General features: G+C 63.5%; 17 protein-coding genes, 1 tRNA gene and 1 pseudogene. 11 read left to right on the forward strand and 8 right to left on the reverse strand.

Features of this window, described 5'->3' with window-relative positions; translation table 11 throughout:
- Positions 1 to 133: pseudogene (locus tag ACN0YL_RS10560) on the forward strand (IS5/IS1182 family transposase); the annotation flags it as partial.
- On the opposite strand, the gene ACN0YL_RS10565 reads toward ACN0YL_RS10560, so the two are convergent.
- The 3 genes from ACN0YL_RS10565 to egtB all read right to left on the reverse strand — a co-directional run bounded on the left by ACN0YL_RS10565 (position 130) and on the right by egtB (position 2,987).
- Positions 130 to 882, reverse strand: coding sequence for a hypothetical protein (locus tag ACN0YL_RS10565; RefSeq protein WP_417497951.1), 753 nt, complete (start codon positions 880 to 882; stop codon positions 130 to 132). The pseudogene ACN0YL_RS10560 and the gene ACN0YL_RS10565 sit on opposite strands and share 4 nt — an antisense overlap.
- 11 nt (positions 883 to 893) lie before the next feature.
- Complete coding sequence (locus tag ACN0YL_RS10570) at positions 894 to 1,661, reverse strand: class II aldolase/adducin family protein (protein ID WP_417471195.1); 768 nt, start codon at positions 1,659 to 1,661, stop codon at positions 894 to 896.
- 63 nt (positions 1,662 to 1,724) lie between these two features.
- On the reverse strand, positions 1,725 to 2,987 hold the full coding sequence (egtB, locus tag ACN0YL_RS10575) for an ergothioneine biosynthesis protein EgtB (protein ID WP_417498092.1): 1,263 nt from the start codon (positions 2,985 to 2,987) through the stop codon (positions 1,725 to 1,727).
- Positions 2,988 to 3,089: 102 nt separating this feature from the next.
- Between egtB and ACN0YL_RS10580 the strand changes: the two genes are divergently transcribed.
- The 4 genes from ACN0YL_RS10580 to ACN0YL_RS10595 all read left to right on the forward strand — a co-directional run bounded on the left by ACN0YL_RS10580 (position 3,090) and on the right by ACN0YL_RS10595 (position 6,064).
- Complete coding sequence (locus tag ACN0YL_RS10580) at positions 3,090 to 4,148, forward strand: DUF2336 domain-containing protein (RefSeq protein ID WP_417497952.1); 1,059 nt, start codon at positions 3,090 to 3,092, stop codon at positions 4,146 to 4,148.
- Positions 4,149 to 4,176: 28 nt separating this feature from the next.
- Positions 4,177 to 4,941, forward strand: a complete 765-nt coding sequence (locus ACN0YL_RS10585; RefSeq protein WP_417491562.1) for an NAD kinase — start codon at positions 4,177 to 4,179, stop codon at positions 4,939 to 4,941.
- Positions 4,942 to 5,019: 78 nt separating this feature from the next.
- Positions 5,020 to 5,526 carry a response regulator gene (locus ACN0YL_RS10590; protein ID WP_417497953.1) on the forward strand — a complete coding sequence of 169 codons (507 nt, stop codon included), beginning with the start codon at positions 5,020 to 5,022 and terminating at the stop codon, positions 5,524 to 5,526.
- A 13-nt stretch (positions 5,527 to 5,539) separates the two neighbouring features.
- Positions 5,540 to 6,064: an Hpt domain-containing protein gene (locus ACN0YL_RS10595; protein WP_417471202.1), complete on the forward strand. Its 525-nt coding sequence runs from the start codon at positions 5,540 to 5,542 to the stop codon at positions 6,062 to 6,064.
- On the opposite strand, the gene ACN0YL_RS10600 is transcribed toward ACN0YL_RS10595, so the two are convergent.
- Both ACN0YL_RS10600 and ACN0YL_RS10605 read right to left on the reverse strand, forming a co-directional pair.
- Complete coding sequence (locus ACN0YL_RS10600; RefSeq protein WP_417471204.1) at positions 6,040 to 7,176, reverse strand: DUF2336 domain-containing protein; 1,137 nt, start codon at positions 7,174 to 7,176, stop codon at positions 6,040 to 6,042. The two genes, ACN0YL_RS10595 and ACN0YL_RS10600, sit on opposite strands and share 25 nt — an antisense overlap.
- Positions 7,177 to 7,256: 80 nt before the next feature.
- Positions 7,257 to 8,057, reverse strand: a complete 801-nt coding sequence (locus ACN0YL_RS10605) for a hypothetical protein (RefSeq protein ID WP_417497954.1) — start codon at positions 8,055 to 8,057, stop codon at positions 7,257 to 7,259.
- 142 nt (positions 8,058 to 8,199) lie between these two features.
- Between ACN0YL_RS10605 and ACN0YL_RS10610 the strand changes: the two genes are divergently transcribed.
- The 3 genes from ACN0YL_RS10610 to ACN0YL_RS10620 all read left to right on the forward strand — a co-directional run bounded on the left by ACN0YL_RS10610 (position 8,200) and on the right by ACN0YL_RS10620 (position 14,626).
- Positions 8,200 to 8,601: a DUF6491 family protein gene (locus tag ACN0YL_RS10610; RefSeq protein WP_417497955.1), complete on the forward strand. Its 402-nt coding sequence runs from the start codon at positions 8,200 to 8,202 to the stop codon at positions 8,599 to 8,601.
- A gap of 169 nt (positions 8,602 to 8,770) precedes the next feature.
- Positions 8,771 to 11,722: a S8 family peptidase gene (locus ACN0YL_RS10615; protein WP_417497956.1), complete on the forward strand. Its 2,952-nt coding sequence runs from the start codon at positions 8,771 to 8,773 to the stop codon at positions 11,720 to 11,722.
- A 267-nt stretch (positions 11,723 to 11,989) separates the two neighbouring features.
- Positions 11,990 to 14,626, forward strand: coding sequence for an EAL domain-containing protein (locus ACN0YL_RS10620; RefSeq protein WP_417497957.1), 2,637 nt, complete (start codon positions 11,990 to 11,992; stop codon positions 14,624 to 14,626).
- Positions 14,627 to 14,650: 24 nt separating this feature from the next.
- On the opposite strand, the gene ACN0YL_RS10625 is transcribed toward ACN0YL_RS10620, so the two are convergent.
- Positions 14,651 to 14,727: transfer RNA gene (locus ACN0YL_RS10625), tRNA-His, on the reverse strand.
- Positions 14,728 to 14,835: 108 nt separating this feature from the next.
- Entirely contained in the window at positions 14,836 to 15,612 is a 777-nt protein-coding gene (locus tag ACN0YL_RS10630; protein WP_417491557.1) for a M48 family metallopeptidase, read from the reverse strand.
- A 150-nt stretch (positions 15,613 to 15,762) separates the two neighbouring features.
- On the opposite strand from ACN0YL_RS10630, the gene ACN0YL_RS10635 reads away from it, so the two are divergent.
- The 3 genes from ACN0YL_RS10635 to phhA all read left to right on the forward strand — a co-directional run bounded on the left by ACN0YL_RS10635 (position 15,763) and on the right by phhA (position 20,313).
- Positions 15,763 to 17,871 (forward strand): AsmA family protein, encoded by a 2,109-nt coding sequence (locus ACN0YL_RS10635; protein WP_417497958.1) that lies wholly within the window; start codon positions 15,763 to 15,765, stop codon positions 17,869 to 17,871.
- A 158-nt stretch (positions 17,872 to 18,029) separates the two neighbouring features.
- Positions 18,030 to 19,274, forward strand: coding sequence for a beta/gamma crystallin-related protein (locus ACN0YL_RS10640; protein WP_417497959.1), 1,245 nt, complete (start codon positions 18,030 to 18,032; stop codon positions 19,272 to 19,274).
- A 157-nt stretch (positions 19,275 to 19,431) separates the two neighbouring features.
- Positions 19,432 to 20,313, forward strand: coding sequence for a phenylalanine 4-monooxygenase (gene phhA / locus ACN0YL_RS10645; protein ID WP_417491554.1), 882 nt, complete (start codon positions 19,432 to 19,434; stop codon positions 20,311 to 20,313).
- Here phhA and ACN0YL_RS10650 read toward each other — a convergent pair.
- Positions 20,310 to 20,735, reverse strand: a complete 426-nt coding sequence (locus ACN0YL_RS10650; RefSeq protein ID WP_417491553.1) for a response regulator — start codon at positions 20,733 to 20,735, stop codon at positions 20,310 to 20,312. The two genes, phhA and ACN0YL_RS10650, sit on opposite strands and share 4 nt — an antisense overlap.
- Positions 20,736 to 20,738: the final 3 nt, after the last annotated feature.

A 20,738-nucleotide genomic window follows, 5' to 3' on the forward strand; every position in this document is an offset into this window, starting at 1 on the left:
ACGCTACTTCTGCAAGATCAAACACTTCCGACGTGTCGCCACACGCTTCGACAAGCTCGCCAGAAACTTCCTCGCAGCAGTCGCCATCGTCTCAGTCAGACTCTGGCTCAGACATTATGAGTCCATGACCTAGAAGCGCCGCCAGACGGACAGGAATACCGAGCGTTCCTCGATCGAATTGCGGCCGGCCGGCGTCAGGGCGGCGCCGAGATGATATTCCAGCTGGCCGATTTCGCGCCCGATCGAGACTTGCAGCTTGTGTTGCTCGAACTCGCGCACACCCGGACGCGGGTCGTCGAGGCTCCAGACTGAAAACGACTGGGCAAACAGGTGCCATCGCGGGCGCGGCTGCCAGCCCAGCGTCAGATCCAGCCGTGCTTCATCGGAAAACTCATCCTCGCGCCGCCGATAGGCGAGCTGGGCATCGGCGAAGACGTCGCGGCCCAGACTGGTGCCCCACAGCAGACGCCCTTCCCAGGCATTGCCGCCATCGCCGAGTGGCTGGTCGGAGATATTCTCCCCTGCCCCCGGCAAGATGGCCATCGCCTGCAGCGACAGGACCTGATGCTCCCCGGTCATCAGAAGACCACGCAGCCCCAGCTCGGTGGCCGCAAACCCCTGAGCGCTGTCGAAATCGGGACCACTGCGGCGTTCGACGGTCTGCCAGGCCAGGCGCGAGACCAGGGTGAGGCGCTCGCTCAGCCCGTACTCGAGATACAGCGCCAGTTCGTCCTTGTAGAAATAGCCATCCTCGCGCCGGTCACCAGCAGCGTCGAATGCCGCTTCGGCCCGGTCAAGCAATGTCGTGGAGATCAGCAGACCCTCGCCGCGCGGCTGCGGCCAGGCCCCGGCATCGACCGGGGCGGTGACTGCAGCCAGCACCAGCGGCGCGATCAGGTATCGAAACCGGGGCTTTCGCGGCGAACGCGGTCGAGCAAGGCAGCCCAGGCGATTTCCTTGAAGAACTCGTTGCTCGAGATCTCCGAGGATTGTCCAAATACCCGATCCTGCATCTTCTGATCCCATTCGATCAGCTCTCCGCCGGCCTGTGCCATGACCTGAATACGGCACGCGCGCTCAAGTAGGTAAATCCGAATATACGCGCTAAACGGGTGATCGCCAACCGACAAGGTTCCATGGCTGGACAGAATCATCAGGTTCTTGCTGCCAAGGTCGGCGACAAGGCGTTGTTTTTCATCCGCTTCCAGCGCAATGCCCTCATAGCCGTGATAGGCCACATCATTGAAGACATTCATCGCCAGCTGGGAGATGGGCCGCAGCCCGCCCTTCTGCGCCGCGACGGCAACGCCGGCGTCGGAATGCAGGTGAAGCGCAACCTGCACGTCCTCGCGTGCCGCGTGGATGGCCGAGTGGATGGTGAAGCCAGCCGGATTGATGCCATAGCGCGCCGGCGGCAGGACATTGCCTTCCAGATCGACCTTCACCAGGTTGGACGCGGTCACGTCCTCATAGAGCAGGCCAAAAGGATTGAGCAGGAAATGCTCGTCCGGGCCGGGCACCCGCATCGAGATGTGGGTGAAGAACAGATCGTCCCACCCGTGCATGCGCACCAGCCGGTACAATGCCGCGAGATCGCAGCGCGCTTTCCATTCCTCGGCCGAAACCTGGTCCTGAACCGAGATTGTCGCTTGGTCGTCCATTCTTACCTCCCGCAAGGTTTTTCGATTTTATGGTTCCAATCATCCGCCGCCTGTGCGGCGGGGTCAAATGTCCTTTGCCAGCCGCAGGCCGGAAAACTGCCAGCGCGCCCGGGGCGGAAAGAAGTTCCGGTAGGTCGGGCGGACATGCCCGGCCGCTGTTGCACACGATCCGCCGCGCAAAACGTATTGGCCGCTCATGAACTTGCCATTGTATTCGCCCACCGCGCCGGGCGCCGGGCGATAGCGTGGATAGGGCGCATAGTCCGAGCGCGTCCACTCCCAGACGCCACCATACATCTGGCGCAGCCTGCCGTCCTGCGGCGCAGAGACACCGGGATGCGCCGCCTGGCCCGGCACGGCAAACCGCCCGTCCGTCCCGGCCGCCTGCCGGGCGGCATATTCCCACTCGCGCTCCTCGGGCAGTCGGGCTCCGGCCCATTCCGCATAGGCCGCCGCCTCGTAGAAGCTGAGATGCACCACTGGCGCGTCCGGATGCGGCGTGTCCTCGCCATGAAGGGTAAATTCGCGCCACCCGGCCCCGTCGCGGCGCCAATAGAGCGGCGCCTGCCAGCCTTCGGCGTTGAGCGCAGCCCAGCCATCCGACAGCCAGAGCGAGGGTGTGCGATAACCATCATCCTGGATGAAGGCCGCGTACTCGCCATTGGTCACCGGCCGGTCTGCAAGCGCGAAGGGCGTCAGGACGGCCTGGTGGCGCGGTCCTTCATTGTCGAACTGAAAGGGCAGGCCCTCGGCCCCGAACTCGAACACGCCGCCATCAAAGGCGACCCAGGACGCCCCCGGCTCCCCGTCAGACATTGTGTCACCAGCCAGTGCCGGCCAGGCAGCCGGGGCGAAGGGGTGGTGAGAGAGCACATGTTTGATGTCGGTGAGAATGAGTTCCTGATGCTGTTGTTCGTGCGCGAGCCCCAGCCGCACGACCGGTTCCAGGCGCGCCTGTTCCGCCTCGTCTAGCCCGCCGAGCAGGGTCATCATCGCCGCGTCGACATGGTGGCGATAGGCCAGCACTGCCTCCAGGCCTGGCCGCGACAGAAACCCTCGCTGCCCACGCGGATGCCGGTCCCCGATCGCGTTGTAGTACGAGTTGAAAAGGAAGTTGTAGGTCGGATCATACACCCGATAACCGGTGAGCATCTCCTGCAACAGGAATGTCTCCCAGAACCAGCTGGTATGCGCGAGATGCCATTTGGTCGGGCTGACATCCTCCATGGTCTGGATGAGCATGTCCTCGCAGTCGAGCAACTCTACCATTGCTTGTGTATCAGCTCTCACCCGCGAATATTCAACCGTGAGTATTGGCCCAGACATATCCTTCACTGCCAGTCGCCTCCGGCCTCAGCCTCATTAACAAGTTTTCAAGGCCAACCAGTCTTAATGACCCAGAACAATAAGCCAACACATGCCAGGTCCATGGTCAGCAACTCTGCACAAGCTATAGCCCAACTCGCACAATTGCGGGACCCCACCAAGCGCAGTCAGCTTGCGCTGGGCGTCACGGAAATGTGCCTGGCGCAACCGCTGTCGCCAACGGCCGAGCCGGTCGCAGGCGAATTGCTGGTGACGCTTTCGGGCACGCTCGACCTGCCTACCAAGATCGCCATGGTCGAGAAGCTGTCAGCGTCCGAATGGGCCCCGCATGCGGCCATCCGGCACTTCGCCTTCGATGAAATCGAGGTGGCTTGCATCGTCATCCGCAAGAGCCCGCGTCTGACGCAGCGGGATATGATCAGCCTTGCAGAAACCGGTTCCGTAGACCACCGGCGGCATCTCGCCAGTCGCCCCAATCTCTGCCCCGCCATCACCGACGCCCTCGCCAAACCGGCTGAGGCGGTGATCCTGCGGGCGCTGGCCAACAACTGCACGGCCCAGATCAGCGAATCCGCACTGGACATCTGTCTCGGCGTCGCCCGGGAGCACATGAAGCTGCGCGAGGCCCTCGCGCGCCGGCATGACCTCTCGGCCGACTATGCGACCCAGTTATGCATCATGCTGCCGGAGAACTGGCGCGAGGACCTGTACCGCCGTTTCGGCCTCGACAAGGAACATGTCGAGGGCCTGGCCGTCGAGGCGGCGCTCAACGCGACCCCGGCCGGCGTCGACAGCGAAGCCTCCGAGGCCGTGGATGCTGCAGAACAGTCGGGGGCCCTCACGGGCAATTATGCCCTGACCGCGCTGCGCGCCGGAAAATTCGCGATCTTCGACCATGCGGTCGCCCGTCTGTGCGGCCTGACGCCAGCTCAATGGCGCGTCGCGCTGACCATGGGCGGTGTGCGCGCTGCGGCCATGGCCTGCCAGGCCAGCGGCCTGGACCGGACCGATTACCCGACCGTCCACCGGGCCTTGCAGCGGACCGGGCGCATGCATCAACAGCTCGAAGGCGAGGCCATGAACGCGGCCGCCAATGTGTTCCGGATGTACGGTCCGGATAAAGCTGCCACAGTCTTGCGTCAGCTCGGAAGCAGGTCTTGAATGGGCGCCGGTCATAACGGACGCTCCCTTGCCCCCTTCCCTTGCATTTCTCGCCAGCCCAAGACCTGACGCCAAGGCCGCCAAGGCACGGCTTGAAGCGCAATATGGTCATGTTCCGCTCAACGAGGCGGACATTATCGTCGCCCTTGGCGGCGACGGCCTGATGCTCGACGCCCTGCACGCGGCACTGCGGACCGGCGCCAGCGTCTACGGCATGAATTTCGGCTCGGTCGGCTTCCTGATGAATGAGTTCCGGCAGGATGACCTGCTTGCCCGGCTCGCCGATGCGGAACAAGCCCGGCTTCACCCGCTGCGCGCCACCGGCGAAGATGTCTACGGTCATCCCTTCCAGGCCCTGGCGATCAATGAGGTCTCGCTGCTGCGCGGAACGCGCCAGACCGCGAAAATCCGCATCAAGATCGATGGCCGCGACCGTATGGGCGAGTTGCAGGCAGACGGCGTGCTCGTCGCCACCCCGGCGGGCTCAACCGCTTATAATCTCTCCGCGCACGGCCCGATTCTGCCCCTCGACTCCAAGGTTCTGGCGCTGACGCCGATCAGCGCCTTCCGGCCGCGGCGCTGGCGCGGCGCCCTGCTGCCGCACACCGCCAAGGTCGGTTTCGAAATCGTCGAACCGCGCTTGCGACCGGTTCATGCCGTCGCCGACAACCAGGAATTTCGTGAAATTGTCCGCGTCGATGTCGTGGAAGCCAGCGATGTGACCCTTACAATCCTGTTCGATCGCGGGCGCGACCTGGCCGAGCGCATCCTCACGGAACAGTTCGAAAGTTAGGCCTGCTTAGGGGGCCGTTAAGCACCCCGCGCTACAGTGACGCATGGTAATTGAGTTCGGACCTCTCTCCGCGAGACAATGACTATGGCGCTCGAAGACATCCTGTCCCAAACCCGCGTCCTCGTCGTCGACGACAACGCGGCACTGCGCGGCGTCCTCAGGGTTTCGCTGCAGGCCTTCGGCTGTGCCAGGGTCACGGAGACCGGAACCGTGACGCAGGCGCTCGAACTTCTGAAATCGCAACCGGTCGACCTGGTCATCACCGACTGGAAGATGAAGCCGCGTGACGGCATTGACCTCGTGAGCAGCATTCGCTCGCCGCTCACCAGCCCCTGCCCGGGCCTGCCCGTGATCATGCTGACCGCCTATGCCGATACCGACCGCATCCGCCAGGCCCGCCGGGCCGGCGTCAATGCCTTCCTGATCAAACCCGTCACCGCAGCGGCGCTCGCCGGCTGCCTGCGCGACGTGCTCACCGGAGAGCACAATATCGTGGAATGCGACACCTATGTCGGCCCCGAACGCCGCATGGCCGACCGCACGGACCAGACAGTTCCGGCCGCGCAACTCACAGCTTCCCATTAAGAGGATCTCACCCATGGCCAAACACAATCCCGACGTCGAGATGATCGCAGCGCCCAACATGCTGCAAATCAAGGTCGGCGGCCCGATCGGTGCGGCCGACCTGCATCTGATCGAGAAGGCAGAGAATGCCCTCAACGACATGCGGTCCGACTTCGCGCTCTGGCTGGAGGACGAAGTGGTGAAGCTCGAGGAATCGGCCGCGATCGTCCGCAAGGCCGGCCTGAAGGGCCAGGAGGGCGAAGACCTCTTCATCCGGGCCCATGACCTGCGCGGCCTCGGTTCGACCTATGAGTTCCCGATCATCACCCGCTTGGCCTCATCGATGACCAAAATCATCGACATGCCGGAGAAACGCCAGGTGGCACCGGTCGCACTGGTTCTGGCGCATGTAAATGCCATCCGCGCGGCACTGGTGCAGAATATCCGCGACACAAGCGATCCGGTCGCGGCTGAACTGGCTGATGAACTCGAAGTGATGGCGACCGCCTTCGCGGCGCCCTGGAAGGACGAGGCTCAGCCGGCAGCGGCCAGGGGCTGAGCGTCCTCGGCGAACCGCCGCAGCATGTAATCCAGATCGTCTTCAGGAATGCCCTGGAACCGCGTGATGGCCCGCTCGGCCAGGACACGGCGGAAATGCTCGCGGCTCTCGCCGTCATGCGGCATTTCCGTGGCATGATAAACGTCCAGACCAGCCCGGATCGCCGGGTAAAGCCGTGGCGGCATGCCGGTGCGATCATAAATCGCGCGCAAGCCCAGCGGACCGGCATCATGGACCAGCAGCCAGGCCTTGGCATGTGGCAAGCCGGACAATTCGGCAAAGGCATGTTCGACAAACACCACATGCCCGCGAAACAATGCACGCAGGATCAGTGACGGCGTCAGCCGGCTGTTCAGGCGCAATTGCTGCACGAAATGCTTGGGATCGTGCGCAAGGCCGGCCTGGTCGACCAGATCGATGGTCGCGCGTTCGCGCGCGCCCTCCGCAATCTCGACAGCCATTTGTGGCGGCAGGGCATGGTTCTTGACCAGACGGTTCAGGGCCTGGTCGCTAACGTGGGAAATCAGGCGCTCGGTAATGTCGAGCGGCAGGTGCGAACGGGCCACGAAGGCGTCCATGACAGGCTGGCACTCGCAAAACTCGCTGAACGCGCGCTGGTAGGCGGCTTCATCAAAATCAGCCCCATCATTGGAGGCGGCAATCCCGACGGCCTTCTCGTCCATGGAATCCAGAATTTCATGCACGACAATGGCCGAGACCTGATCGCGCGCCGCGACGGCGCAAAGCTTGGCCGAGCTCGCCGAGTGCAGGATCTCGATCAGATCTTCGTCAGTCAGGACAGGCGATGACAACAGGACAGGTGCCGCCACCGAGTCGACATCATCGGCCAGCTTCAGCGCGATATCGTGAGGCAGGTTCGGGGACTGGCGCAGCGTGACGGCCATGGCGCGGCGCACCAGTTCGGCCGCATCGCGGGCAATTACGTCTAGAATGTCCCGGGCCGCTGCGCGCTCGACATCTGTCAGGCTGGCCGCGTCAATGCGGTGACAGATCTTGCGCGCGGCCAGGGCACGGTCCTCTGCCGTCTCCCCGCGCACCAGACGGCGAACATCGGTTTCTGTCAGGCGATTACGCAGCGCGACGACACTCATGGTTTTCCCGAATTCTTTCAGACCTTAATGAAATCTAACGCCGACATGCTTAATGAAAGCTTGCCGCCGCGCCCGCCGGTTCAGGTTTCGCGCGTCCGCGCCGAGGCCGGCGCATCAAGCGATGCCAGAATCTCGACCAGCGCCGGTGACAATTCGCCATCCCCGACCCGATGGCTCCCCGGATTAAGGGCCCCTGAATAGCGGCCTGAGGGCAGGCCTGATGCCGGCCTGGACGCCATCAAGGGGTCGGACACGACCGCAGCAAGGTTGACCACCGGACGCTCTCCGGTCAGCGAGGCGAGGACTTCGCTGGCAGAACGGGCGCGGTTGCCATCAAAAAAAATGGGTCGATTGGCCTGGGCCGCCTGCGGGAATAACTCGTCGGCGCGGATTTCCGGCGATCGTTCGGCCGCTGCGATCAGGCCTGCCGCACCGTTGGCACCAAGGAAATGGGCCGCGTAGAGCTCGCCTCCCGAGGCCGGCCGGCCCAGGCGCGACTGAATAACTTGCGCGTTCTCCGCCGCAAGCTCGCCGGCCATGCGCGCCGCCGTCTCCGGCTCGAATCGCAGATTGAGGATACGCTCGCGCTCCGCCGGATCAGCAACGGTCAGGCGGCCATTCTCGCCCTGGACAATGGATTGCGCCGCATCGCCATGGCCGTGTTCGGCACCATGGCGTTGCATGACGCCCAGCCAGGTCTGCTCGATGAACTGGTACATGCCGGCGGCACTCGAGGTCGATGCCTGGGCGGTCGCGTCAAAATTGCTCTCCCGTGCCGCGGTGCGCAGCAGGAAGTTGAAATCGGTGCCGGTTTCCTGCGCCGCCTGGCGGATCAACCGCGTCGTGGAGTCCTGCTGGCTAATTTCAATCGGGCTGACCACGTCAGATCTCCGCAATTTTGCTGAATCGAATCGATTTCCAGCATCGGGGCTTCACGCCTAACCGCGCGTTAACGATAATTGAGTTCCGGGGTCGCGAAATCGTGCTACTCTGGATTGAAGGTCACTCAAAAGGAAGCAGGAGATGAGTCGTTTTCATTTTGCAGTCTTGGCCGCCGTGGCCGGAACGCTGGCATTCAGCGCCCCATCCGCGGCCGAACGCATCCGCCTGGTCAATATCAGCGGCTACAGCGTGATCGACAACCAACACATGATCCTTGAGGGCGGGCCACGGCACCACTATCTGGTGACCCTGCGCAATCCTTGCCATGGACTGCGCAGCGGGGTCGAGGTCGGCCTGAGCTTCCCCTCCACCACGACGCTCTACACACCCTTCCTCGAATATGTGTACACGCGGGACGATGGTCGCTGTTTCATTGAAACGATTGAACCCGTCGACAGTGTGGAGGCTGCGCGCGTTCTGATCGAAGAACGCGCCGCCGAGGAGGAAGGCGACAGCGCCGCATCCCCGGACGAGCAGGACTGACAATCACCGCCGCGGCCGGGGCTTCAGCCGGATTTGTCCGCTCCCTGGCCCGGCGGCCGCCTCCGTAAAAGCGCGCATTTGCCCACCCAACACAAGTGCCGGTAAACCACTCTGCGACTTGACCACCCATTAACCATCCTCGTTAGGCGAACGTTACACATAAACCGGCATGATCGGTCCAGAACGGGGCAATCTACAGAACGGGGTCGACATGAAGAACTTCCTGCTGCGCACATCCGCCACGCTGCTGCTCACGACTTCCGTGGGCTCGCTCCTCATCCCCGCCGCCTTCGCCTTGGGTGATCGGGACGACACGACGGCGAGCACGGAATCGGAATTCATCCTGCCCTATAGCGGCGATATTGACCCCTTCCACGGGGACATCGACCCTTTCCACGGCGACATCAACCCGTTCCACGGGGACATCAATCCCTTCTATGGCGACATTTCACCTTTCTGGGGCGACATCAGCCCTTTCTGGGGCGATATCGATCCATTCAACGGCGATATCAGCGCCTTCTGGGGCGACATCGACCCCTTCCACGGCGACATTGACCCCTTCCATGGCGACATCGACCCATTCTACGGCGATATCGGCGCCTTCTGGGGTGAGGTCGGGCCACTGTGGGGCGACATCAATGCCTTCTGGGGTGATATCGATCCCTTCACCGGCGACGCTGCCACCCTCGCCGCCCAGCTGGAAACCCTGTTTGGGCAGGCCGAAGCGGTCTTCGGGGCCGCCGTGGAGGCGCAAACCGGGCAGTCCTTCCGCCGGGACTTCCTGCAGGCGATTCTGGCACGCTACGGCATCGACCCTACCGATCCCGATTCGCTCGAACGGGTTTCCGCTCAACAACGCTCGGCCTTCTTCCTCGCCTTCTATGATGGCCTGATGAATTTCTCCGGCACCGACCGGGTCGACCACTGGATGGCGGCAGTCAACTGGTCTCCGGCCCTGTCCCAGGCGACCGGCGGTGGCGATGGCGTCATGGTTGGATTGCTCGACTTCTCCTTCCAGCAGGATGAGGTCCTGGGTGTCCGCTCGCTGGCGGTCCGCAATCCTGTCTTCAATCATGGCGCCGCTGTCGCCAGCCTGATCGGCGCTGCTCATGATGGCCAGGGCATCATGGGAGTCGCTCCAAACGCTGACTTCAGCACCTATGATCCCTTCGACGAGACGATGAGCACAAACTGGGATGAAGTGCGCACCGGTCTGTTGAGCCTCGCCGAATCCAACCCCGACATCATCAATCTGTCACTGGGCATTCCCGGCTGGACCCTGCACCAGGAGTGGGGCCGCGTTTTCAGCGACCGGGAGGTCGCGCGCGCCACCCGTGACACCCTTCTGGTCGTAGCCGCCGGCAATGACGGGCAGGCCCAAACCACGGACCTCGACTGGACCGGGGTCCGGACGGTGGAGAACCTTCTGATCGTCGGATCGGTCGACCCCAATGGTGAAATCTCGTCCTTCTCCAACCGCCCCGGCACAGCGTGCCTGACCGTGCGCGGACGTTGCGAGAGCGGCTACCGGCTGATGGACCGCTTCCTGGTCGCCCCCGGAGAACTCCTGCTCGCCTCTGATGGCGAGGGCGATGTGACGCGGGTTACAGGCACGTCCTTCTCGGCACCGCTGGTCACCGGCGCGGCCGCGCTTGTGCTCGGTCGCTGGAGCTGGCTCGAAGCAGAAAACGTGGCAGACCTTTTGCTGTTCTCGGCCGAGGACCTCGGCGCCCCCGGGGTGGATGAGGTCTATGGCTGGGGCCTGCTGGATATCGATGCCGCCATGTCGCCGCTCGACATGTCGGATCTGGTGCACCTGGAACGCTCGCATCGCGGCCGGGGACGCAGCAGGCATTACCGCGAACGCTCGATTGACGTGCTTTCTCTGGCCAGCGGCCGGCTGTCATTCCGCTCGCCGGACGACAACACCGTCACGGTGTTCGAGCCGATCGGCGACACCTATCGCGATTTCGAAATTTCGGTTGCCGACCTGATGTTCGACGATTCCAGCCGCGACCGGAACGCGCGCGCCAATGCCGAAACCTATTTGCGAGAACGCACCTGGTGGCTGGTCAATGGGCGGCGGTTCAATGATGCCGGCGAAACGGTCCAGCAGCTTTCGCCCGATGGCCGCTTCCAGATCACCAGCATTGCTGCAGCGTCTGATCCGCGCGCGCCGGTCACCACCAGCGCCCTGCCCTACCAGATCAGCCTCAGCTTTCGCGACACTGAAACCGGACGCGAAATGCGCATCGGTTCCGGCGAAGGCGCGATGGCGCTGAACGGACAGGACGGCTTCGGTCTGTTCTCCGATCACCGCCCGGAAACCGGCGGCGTCAATCCCGTGCTCGGCTTTGCCTCAGGCGGTGCCTACGCCATGTCGACCGTTTCGCTCGGCAGCCGCACCCGCCTTGCCCTCGGGGTCACGACCTCACAGGACGAGCATGTGTTCATCAATCCGTTCAGCGGCGAGGAACAGGCCCTGGTCGAGGGTATAGCCAGCTACCAGGCCACCGCCATCCTCGCCAGCGTCAGCCATGAGGTCCACCGGGATCTGACCCTGCAACTGAGCTATACCGCGCTGCAGGAGGCCACCGGCCTGCTCGGCGCGCAAGGCAGCGATGCTCTCGGCCTGGAAGGCGGCGCCACGACCGACGCGCTGACGGTCGGCGCCGAGGCGCGTCTGCCCCTCGCGGTGACCCTGAGCAGTTCGGCCACGCTGGCCCGAACGCGTGCTGCCGGTTTCGACGATTCCCTGTTGAGCCTGCCCGACGGCACCGTTTCGAGCGCCTTCCAGCTGACGGCCCGGCGCGATGGTGTTCTGGGTGCCCGGGACGCGATCCGCTTCAGTCTGATCCAGCCGCTGCACGTGGAGTCCGGCGCGCTCCAATACAGCTCGACCATGGTCGTCGATCGCACCACCGGGGAACTGGGGACCGATCTGCAGCTGTGGGAACTCGGGGGCCAGCGTCCGCTCTATGCGGAGCTCCTCTATGCCATGCCACTGTTTGACGGGCGTGCGGACATGAGCCTCTTCACCCGGGCAGAACTGGCGGGCGAGACTTCGGCCCAGGACGTGGCTGGCATGGCCACGGGCGCGCGGTTCCGTCTCGAATTCTGACCGTCGCCAACGCGAGCCCACAATTTGCGCATCCTGCCGCCGCGCCCGCTACGGGGGCGGCGGCACTTGCCTGGCAGCCACAAAGGGGAGCTGCCGGCCGATCGTCTGCGTCTGCCGGTCAGCGCGCCGGCATATTCGCGCGAATTTAATCTTTTTCCTGCAACTTGATAGCGAAACGAGATCGAACCAGCCGTTGTCAGGATTGGAAATGCCCCGCGTCAACGAAACCAGCTGCCCCGCAATCACCCCGGCCCGGGATGTGACGTCATGATCATCTGGCGTCTTCCGGCAAGCGCACTCAGTGCCCTCGTCCTCCTGGCCAGCCCGGCCGCGGCGGTACAGACACTCGAACCCGAGATCGAGACGGCGAGCGTCGAGCTCATTACCTTCGACTCCGAAATCGCCGCCGCACGCGCCAATATGATGGCCAATCCGAACCTGGCGCTGTCGCATATCGCCACGGCCGAGGCCCTGCTCGCAGCGCGCCCGCCCTCCAGCGAATCCGACCTGGACCTCGCGACCGTCGGCTGGTTGCACGCGGAAGCCGTAACCCGGCTCGGACGGCCGATTGAGGCCAGGCCGATCGCGCAACAAGCCCTGGAACGCCTCGGGCCCGATCCTGCACCGACCAAGTTGTTCGCCGACATTCTGGTATCCCTGGGCCGCATCGACAAGGTCACCAGCGAATACGGTCGGGCGTTCGAAAACTACCAGCGGGCCTACCAGGTCTACCGCGCAATCGGTGATACGCGCAGCGAGTCGATCGTGCTGCAGTCCATCGGATCGATTTACAATGACGCCCACCGCTACCGGCGCGCCGAAAGCTATTATATCGATGCCATGAACCGCCATCCCGGCGACCCGGCGCTCGACCTGTCGGCCAACAATAATCTCGGCAATACCTATCGCGAGCTCGGCCAGTATCGGGTTTCGCTCGAGCACTTCGAGCGCGCGCGCCGGCTGGCGCAAGACATGGGCAGCTCAACCTTGCAGGCCCGGATTCTGAACAATACCGCTTCGCTCCAGGTCGCGCTCGGCGAGCTTGAAGCGGCCAGCGGCACGATTGACGAAGCCTTCGCCATCATCGGCGATTCGACCAGCAATGAATGGAGCCGGTTCCTGTGGGGTACGCGGGCGCAGATTTCCTATGAGCGCGGCAACCTGCAGCGCGCACGCGAGGAAATTGCGCACACATTCGACGGCGTTTCCCTCAGCGATACGACCCAGAGCTTCAGGGAGTTCCATGCGACCGCAGCCGCCATCTACCAGGCGCTGACGCTGTGGAGCGAAGCCGTTCCACACCTGCATGCCTTCAAGCGTCTCGATGACGAGGCCCGCGAGGTGGCGGCCTCTGCCAATACCAGCCTGCTGGCGGCCCAGTTCGACTATGCCGAGCAGAACATGCGCATCGAGCAATTGCGCCTGGAGGGCTCGCAGCAGGACCTGCAGCTGGCCAATTCCCAGGCCCGGCAACGCCTGACTGGCGTCAGTGCCATGCTGGTTTGCGCCCTCGTTGTGCTGCTGCTGATCTATGTCCGCCACCGCACATCGCGCGAGCGCCAGCTGGTGCTCGAAAAGGCGCTCTACGAAGATATCGAGACCGGCCTGCCCTCGCGCCCGGCGGTCGAGCGTGCGATCGCCGGACTGGCGATGGATGCCGGTCATCCGGTGACGCTGATTGCCCTCGGCATCGAACGGTTCAAGCACCTCAAGATCGCGCTCGGTTTCGCCCGCTCTGCGCAGCTGAAACTGGCCATGGCCGAGCGGATTCGCGCCAATCTGGGTGCAGAGATGGTCGCCTCGCTCGGTCCGGATACGCTCGGCATCGTCATTGCGGTTTCCGACGCCAATGCGGTTCTGCCGGCGGCGGAGCGGATTCGACGCTGCTTCAACAACCCGGTGACCGTGGATGGCGTCGATATCGACGTCGCGGTCACCGCTGGGCTGTATGCCGGCACGGTCGGCGAGGACTGCGTCAAGAATGCGATCATCGCCGTCGACCAGGCGCGCGAAACCTCAAGCACAGCGGCGATCTTCGACGCCGTCCGCTTTGGCGACCCGGACCAGAATCTGACGCTGATGAGCCGCATGATCGCCGCCACGCGCAATGGCGACATGGCGATGCAGTACCAGCCGAAACTACACCTGGCATCGGGGCGCTACCACGCGGCCGAAGCCCTGTGCCGCTGGACCGATTCAGACCACGGCCCCCGCGCGCCCGACACCTTCATTCCGCTGGCCGAAGAGACCGGACATATTCGTGAATTCACGCTGTGGTCGATCGAGCAGGTTGTCCGCGACCAGGAAATCCTGCGCAAGGCCGGGCATGATATCAGCCTGGCGGTGAATATATCCGGCTCATTGATCTCCGATCCCGATTTCGCGACCCTGGCCCTGCGTATTGCCAGCCGGCGCGCCGGTCGTATTTCCTTCGAGGTGACGGAAACCGCGGCGATGCAGAACCCGGAACGGGCGCTGGAGAATCTCGGAAAATGGGCGGCGGCCGGAATCAAGCTGGCTATTGATGACTACGGATCCGGCCTGTCTTCGCTCGCCTATCTCAAGACCCTGCCGAGCCATGAGCTGAAGCTGGATCGCGCCTTTGTCACCGACATGGCCTCCTCGCAACGCGACCGGATGCTGGTCAAGTCGACCTCTGACCTCGCGCACGGGCTGGGTCTGGAAATGACCGCCGAAGGCGTCGAGACGCTCGATTCCCTCGCCTTGCTGAAACTGATGGGTTGCGACTGGGCCCAGGGCTATGTCCTCGCCAAGGCTATGCCTCTGCCCGCGCTGATCACATTCCTGGAGGCCAATGCCGACAAGGTCGTCTCTCCGGAGATCACCGACGAAGTGCGCAGCCAGACAGGTTACCCGGCGGCGAGAGGGACGACCCGCGGCTGAAGCAAAACCATGCCTGGAGGAAAATGGTACCGCCTCCCCGAATTGAACGGGGGACCTCTAGATCCACATTCTAGCGCTCTAACCAACTGAGCTAAGGCGGCACCGGGTACGCACCTGTTGGACAGGGCGTAAGGCGCGGGAAACTAGCGCCACCGCCGGGCGGTGGCAACCATGCAATCAGCCCATTTACAGGCGCGCTTCAGCCAGCCTCAGACATAGCCTCGCGCGGCCATGTGTTCACGCATCGCGGCAATGCGATGCTCGTCGGAGGGGTGGGTCGAGGCAAATTCCAGCTGACCGCCCTGGTGTGTGGCCGACATGGCGAGCCAGAAATCGATGGCCTGGCGCGGATCATAGCCGGCAGCGACCATGTAATCGATCCCCAGCCGGTCGGCCTCATACTCGTGCTGACGCGAATAGGGCAGGATAATCCCGAGACTGACCCCCATGCCCAGCGCTGCCCCGAGCTGGTCGCTATAGGCGATGTCGGCATTGCTGTTCAGCGCCGATGTGACGAGGCTGAGCCCGACCTGGGCCGCCATTTGCTGGCTCGCACGCTCGGCCGAGTGGCGTCCGGCTATATGGCCGATTTCATGCCCCATCACGGTCGCGACATGGTCGTCTGTTTCCATCAGGTCGAGAATACCCTTGTAGAAGCCGACCTTGCCATTGGGCAGCACCCAAGCATTGACGGTGTCACTATCGAACACCACGAATTCCCAGTCGAGATGGGTTTGGCCGGAAGCACGAACAATGCGCTCGCCGACGCGCTGCAGCCGCCGGGTATAGGCCGGATCACGCGAGACGCGCTCGCGCTGCACGCTTTCCTGCCAGGCCTGGGCCGACAGTTGCATGAGCTGACTGTCTGAAATGAGCATCAATTGTGTGCGCCCGAGCGCCGCATTTTCGGCGCAGCCGGAGACGAACGGGATCATGGTCCCGGCCGCCAGTCCGATCAGAATCTCGCGGCGTCGCATCAATGTCATGGATTTTCCGGTCATCACCCCCAACTCCCTCTTCGGTTTTTGGCCAATTAACCGTAAGACTATCCCAGTCGCTTGCCACCGTCTTGCCCGAAATCGCACTTCGGACCGGCGGGCTGGCGCCCAGTACAACCCGGTCCGGAGTCCCGTCCCATGACACGCCTGCTGCAAGTCATCTTCGTGCTGATCGTTCTCGTCATCGGCGCAGCGATCATTCTGCCCTTCGTCATCCCGGCCTCGGTCTATCGCGAGCGCGTTCAGCTGGCGGCGAGCGAGGCCCTGCATCGCGACATCACCCTGGACGGCGAGCTGCATCTCAGCCTGCTGCCACGGATCGAGGTTCGCGCCAGCACGGTCTCAATCGCCAATGCCGAGGGTTTCGGTGATGCGCCACTGGCGGAAATGGGCGAGATGCGGGTTGCGGTGAAATTACAACCCCTGCTCCAGCGCCGGATCGAGATCGCCGAATTCGTGCTGATCGACCCGACCATCCGCCTGCAACAACGCGGCACGCGCAATAACTGGACGCTGACCGAGGCACCGGCACCCGCACCAGCCAGTTCGGACGGCTTCCGCCGCCCCGGTGCCCTGCCCCTGGAAGCCAGCTTCGGCGATGTCCGGATCGAGAATGGCTATATCAGCTATAGCGATGGCAGCGAGAGCCACGACATTTCGGGCCTCAATCTCGTAACCAGCATGCCGTCACTGGACGGGCCTATCCAGCTTGACGGCTCGCTCAATGCCGATGGCGAGCGTATCGTCTTCAGCACCCGCATCGCCTCGCTGCGCGATTTCTTCGAAGGCCGGCAGACCGGGCTTCTGGTCGATCTCGGCGGCAATCTGGTCACTGCACATTTCGACGGCCATTTCCGTGAGTCCTCCGACCTGTCTATGGAAGGTGGCTTCAGCACGACGGTGCCATCGATCCGCAATCTGGCCGCCTTCGCCGGCGTCGACATGCCCGCAGGCGACAGCCTGCGCCGCTTCAGCGCCTCGGGCCAGATCGCCGGAGACCCGCAACACATTGCCCTGACCGCCGATGCCATCCGGCTCGATGACGTGTCCGGGTCCGGCAATGTAGCGATAAATCTCGACGCGGCACGCCCGGCGCTGAGCGGCGCGCTCACACTTGCGACCGTTGATGTGACCCCGTTCCTGCCGGAAACTCCGGCCGAGACGCCGGCCAATGCAGCCGGCCTCCAGCCCTGGAGCGAGGCCCCGTTCGATTTCGCCGGACTTGGCCTGGTTGATGCCGATCTGCGTCTGACCGTGGGTCTGCTCAAATTCCGCGATATCGAGGTCAGCGATGCCAGCCTGCGCCTGCAACTGGTCAACAGCCGGATGGAAGCGAATCTGACGCAAATCTCGCTGTATGAGGGCAGTGGCTCGGCCTCGGTCGTGGTCAATGCCCGCCGTTCAACGCCGAGTTATTCATTGCGTGCCGACCTGAGCGGGCTCGACGCCCAGCCCTTCCTTGACGCCGTCGCCGGTTTTGACCGCCTGCGCGGGACCGGGGCTGTGGACTTCGCCTTCAATGCCTCGGGCCGGAGCCAGGCTGCGATCATGCAGAGTCTCGCCGGAAGCGGCGAGTTCAGCTTCGCCGAGGGCGCGATCACCGGGATCAATATCGCCCAGACCATTCGCAATGTGAGCAGCTTCCTGTCGGGCAGCAGCAATGCCACCTCCACCGATTCGGAAACGCCGGCCGCGACGGGCGAGAGCGCTGAAACCGACTTCTCGGCACTGACCGGCACCTTCACCGCCACAGCTGGCCGATTGAGCAATCAGGACCTCTTGCTGCTCAGCCCCCTGCTGCGCGTTACCGGCTCCGGCTGGGCCAATCTGCCTGACCAGACGATCGATTACCGGCTGCAGCCACGCGCCGTCGCCTCGATCCAGGGCCAGGGCGGTGATCGCGACCTGCAGGGCATCACCGTGCCGGTGCGGATTCGCGGCACCTTCAACAATGTCTCGGTCGGCGTCGATACAGAAGCGGTCGGCCAGGCCCTGCTGACCGGTGCGATCAGCAATGCACTGGGCGGCTCATCAGGCGAGGCCTCGTCCCCGGAGGATGCGATCCGCAATACTCTGCTGAACGCGCTGGGTGTCGAAACCGATACCGGCTCCGGCACGGATCCCGACGCGCCGGCAACCGCTGAGGACCCAGCGGAGCAATTGCTGCGCAGCCTGTTCGATCGCGGACGTCAGACCCGGGATCCGGAGCCGGACGATGGCAGCGATGACGGAAATGACGGGCGGTAGCAGGGTGCGCGGGCGGTGCATCGGCGCCGCCCGCGTCACCCGACCATGCGGCCTGCGCCCCTGAACCCCAAATGAATCGCCCGGTGAAACGGGGTTCAGCTTCCCTGCGGCAAGCTTCTCGCAGTACACTTGTCATTCCTATCCGACGGAGACCAACGATGACGATACGTTACCGACTGGCTGCCATGGCCGCCCTCGTGCTTGCAGGCACGGCTGGCGCCGCGAGCGCCCAGGAAATTATTCTCTACGATCAGCCGAATTTCCAGGGCCAGAGCCTGACCATCAATCGCGCGGTCAGCGACCTGTCCGCAATGCGTTTCAATGACCGCACCAGCTCCATCCGCATCGTCTCGGGGCAATGGGAATTGTGCGTCGACTCCAATTATAATGGTGGCTGCTTCACCTATACGGGCAATGAAGCCGGTCTGGGCCGCTACGACAATATCTATACCGCGTTGCGTCCGGTCGCGGTGCAATCCGGGCATGGCGGCCGGCCGGGCGGCAATAGCCTGACCCTCTATTCCGGCCCCAACTTCACAGGCCGCGCGGTCGTGCTCAACGAAGCCCAGGCCGATCTTTCACGCCTTGGTTTCAACGACGCCACACAGTCGATCCGCCACAGCGGCCGCAGTAGCTGGCGCATCTGTGACGACGCCAATTACGGCGCCCCCTGCATGCAGGTCGATGGCGACCTCCCCACGATCCGCGGCGGCCTGGCCGGCCGGATCTCGTCGGCCGCGCCTGACTATAACGGCTATCCAGGCGGCTCAGGCGGTAGTTACGGACCGCAGCCACGAAACGGGGTCTGGCTGTTTGATGGCCAGAACTTCACCGGCCAGCGCGTCGACATCCAGCAGAGCAATCCTGATCTCGACCGGATCGGTTTCAATGACCGCGCCGACAGTCTCGCCGTTGCCCGCGGCGAAACCTGGCAGGCGTGCGAGCATGCCGACTATCGCGGTCGCTGCGAGTATTTCGAAGGCGACAGTGTCGAGGACCTGACGCGCTACTATCTGCGCAACACGATTTCCTCGCTGCGCCGGGTCGATGGCACCTATGGCCAGCCGGGCAGCGGCTATCCTGGCCCGGGCGGCGGCGCCGGCTATCCCGGACCAGGCGGTGACCGCGGCATGAATGTGCGCGGCGGCATCCGCGGTGTTGACGCGGCATTCTTCGCGCGTCCGGAAGTGAACGGCATGGGCGTCGATCACTGCCTCGGCGCCGGTGGCCGCTTTTGTGACGAGGAAGTGGCGCGGCGGGTCTGCCGGTCTGCCGGCTATAGCCGCGCTGCCCACTTCTCGGTTGACCGCTATTCCCGCGCCCGCACCTGGTATATCGGTGCCGGCCAGGAATGCCGGGACGGCCAGTGTGCGCCGCTGGTCGACCTGCTCTGCACTGACTGATCCATCCCTGCCAGAGCTGAATTGCGACAACGCCGTCCCCGTCACCGGGGGCGGCGTTTTGCGATCTGGTGCGCGGTGCAAATCAGGCATTTCACCGGCGGGCAATGCGGCGTATATTTGGTTACAAACGAAACTACTCGCGATCAGGACAACCGCCATGCCCGTCAACGACCCGGTCGTCGCCGAACAGACTCCGGCCGCAGACTTCACGATCGAACAGAAATGGGATCGCTATACCAGCGAGGAACACGCCATCTGGACGACGTTGTACGAGCGCCAGATGAAGATCCTCGGCGGACGCGCGGTGCCGGAATTCTTCAAGGGTCTGGAATTGCTCAACCTGAATGAAGGCGGCATTCCCGATTTCCGGCGCGTCAATGAACGTCTGGAGAAGCTCACCGGCTGGACTGTGGTCACCGTGCCCGGCCTGATCCCTGAGAAGGAGTTCTTCGAGCACCTCGCCAACCGGCGCTTCGTTTCCGGCCGTTTCATACGTGATGGCGAAAAGCTCGACTATCTACCCGAGCCCGACATCTTCCATGATGTCTTCGGCCATGTGCCACTGCTCAGCCTGCCGGTCTTTGCCGATTATATGGCCGCCTATGGCCGCGGCGGGCTGCGCTCGATCGGCTTTGACGCCATCCAGCAGATCACGCGCCTTTACTGGTACACAGTCGAGTTTGGCCTGATCAACACGCCCGAGGGACGGCGCATCTACGGGGCCGGCATTGTCTCCTCGCGCGCCGAGTCGATCTTCAGTCTCGAGGCCCGTTCGCCCAATCGCATCCATTTCGATATCGAGCGGATCATGCGCACGGACTATCGCTATGATGATTTCCAGCAGAGCTATTTCGTGATCGACAGTTTCCAGGAGTTGATGGAGGCGACCTATCAGGATTTCGAGTCGATCTATCAACGCCTGCGTGGCCAGCCGGAACTCAAGCCGACCGAAATTGTCGAAGGTGACAAGGTCTATAGCCGCGGCACCCAGGAATATGCCCTCGCCGGCGGCCTGCTGGGCAAGGCCAAGGCACTCTAGGCAGGAACTAGCCGGCGACGGCCATCAGCCAGGGTTTCGATCGCAAGCGTCGCATGTCCCGCAATGACGTCCTCCAGCTTGCTGCCGGAGATCGGTTTGACGATGTAGAAGCTGGCCCCGGCCTTACGGCAGGCTGCGTCCGTATCCGGGTTTTGCGCCCCGGAATAAACACCGATCACCGCTTCGGGAATGCCCGTGGCAATCCGGCGAATGAAGTCGATGGCATCAGCGCCCGACAAGCCGATATCGGTCAGCACAATCACCGGACCGCCAGGATGAGCCGACAAGTGCCCGAGCGCGTCGTCCGGCCGGGTGAAACAGTGAATGTCGAGATCAAAGCCGGCATCCTCGAGATCGGTCCGGAACAGGAAATGCTCATCGGGATCATCATCAAGCAATATGAATGGAATCACCTGGCTCACAAA

The sequence above is a fragment of the Maricaulis sp. genome (genome assembly GCF_048269565.1).
Taxonomy (GTDB): Bacteria; Pseudomonadota; Alphaproteobacteria; order Caulobacterales; family Maricaulaceae; genus Maricaulis.

What these genes read in the sequence shown, in the direction of transcription:
- ACN0YL_RS10570 (WP_417471195.1), bottom strand. Translation starts at nt 1,661, where the DNA reads ATGGACGACCAAGCGACAATCTCGGTTCAGGACCAGGTTTCGGCCGAG.
- egtB (WP_417498092.1), bottom strand. Translation starts at nt 2,987, where the DNA reads ATGTCTGGGCCAATACTCACGGTTGAATATTCGCGGGTGAGAGCTGAT.
- ACN0YL_RS10580 (WP_417497952.1), top strand. Translation starts at nt 3,090, where the DNA reads ATGGTCAGCAACTCTGCACAAGCTATAGCCCAACTCGCACAATTGCGG.
- ACN0YL_RS10590 (WP_417497953.1), top strand. Translation starts at nt 5,020, where the DNA reads ATGACTATGGCGCTCGAAGACATCCTGTCCCAAACCCGCGTCCTCGTC.
- ACN0YL_RS10595 (WP_417471202.1), top strand. Translation starts at nt 5,540, where the DNA reads ATGGCCAAACACAATCCCGACGTCGAGATGATCGCAGCGCCCAACATG.
- ACN0YL_RS10600 (WP_417471204.1), bottom strand. Translation starts at nt 7,176, where the DNA reads ATGAGTGTCGTCGCGCTGCGTAATCGCCTGACAGAAACCGATGTTCGC.
- ACN0YL_RS10610 (WP_417497955.1), top strand. Translation starts at nt 8,200, where the DNA reads ATGAGTCGTTTTCATTTTGCAGTCTTGGCCGCCGTGGCCGGAACGCTG.
- ACN0YL_RS10615 (WP_417497956.1), top strand. Translation starts at nt 8,771, where the DNA reads ATGATCGGTCCAGAACGGGGCAATCTACAGAACGGGGTCGACATGAAG.
- ACN0YL_RS10620 (WP_417497957.1), top strand. Translation starts at nt 11,990, where the DNA reads ATGATCATCTGGCGTCTTCCGGCAAGCGCACTCAGTGCCCTCGTCCTC.
- ACN0YL_RS10630 (WP_417491557.1), bottom strand. Translation starts at nt 15,612, where the DNA reads ATGACATTGATGCGACGCCGCGAGATTCTGATCGGACTGGCGGCCGGG.
- ACN0YL_RS10635 (WP_417497958.1), top strand. Translation starts at nt 15,763, where the DNA reads ATGACACGCCTGCTGCAAGTCATCTTCGTGCTGATCGTTCTCGTCATC.
- ACN0YL_RS10640 (WP_417497959.1), top strand. Translation starts at nt 18,030, where the DNA reads ATGACGATACGTTACCGACTGGCTGCCATGGCCGCCCTCGTGCTTGCA.
- phhA (WP_417491554.1), top strand. Translation starts at nt 19,432, where the DNA reads ATGCCCGTCAACGACCCGGTCGTCGCCGAACAGACTCCGGCCGCAGAC.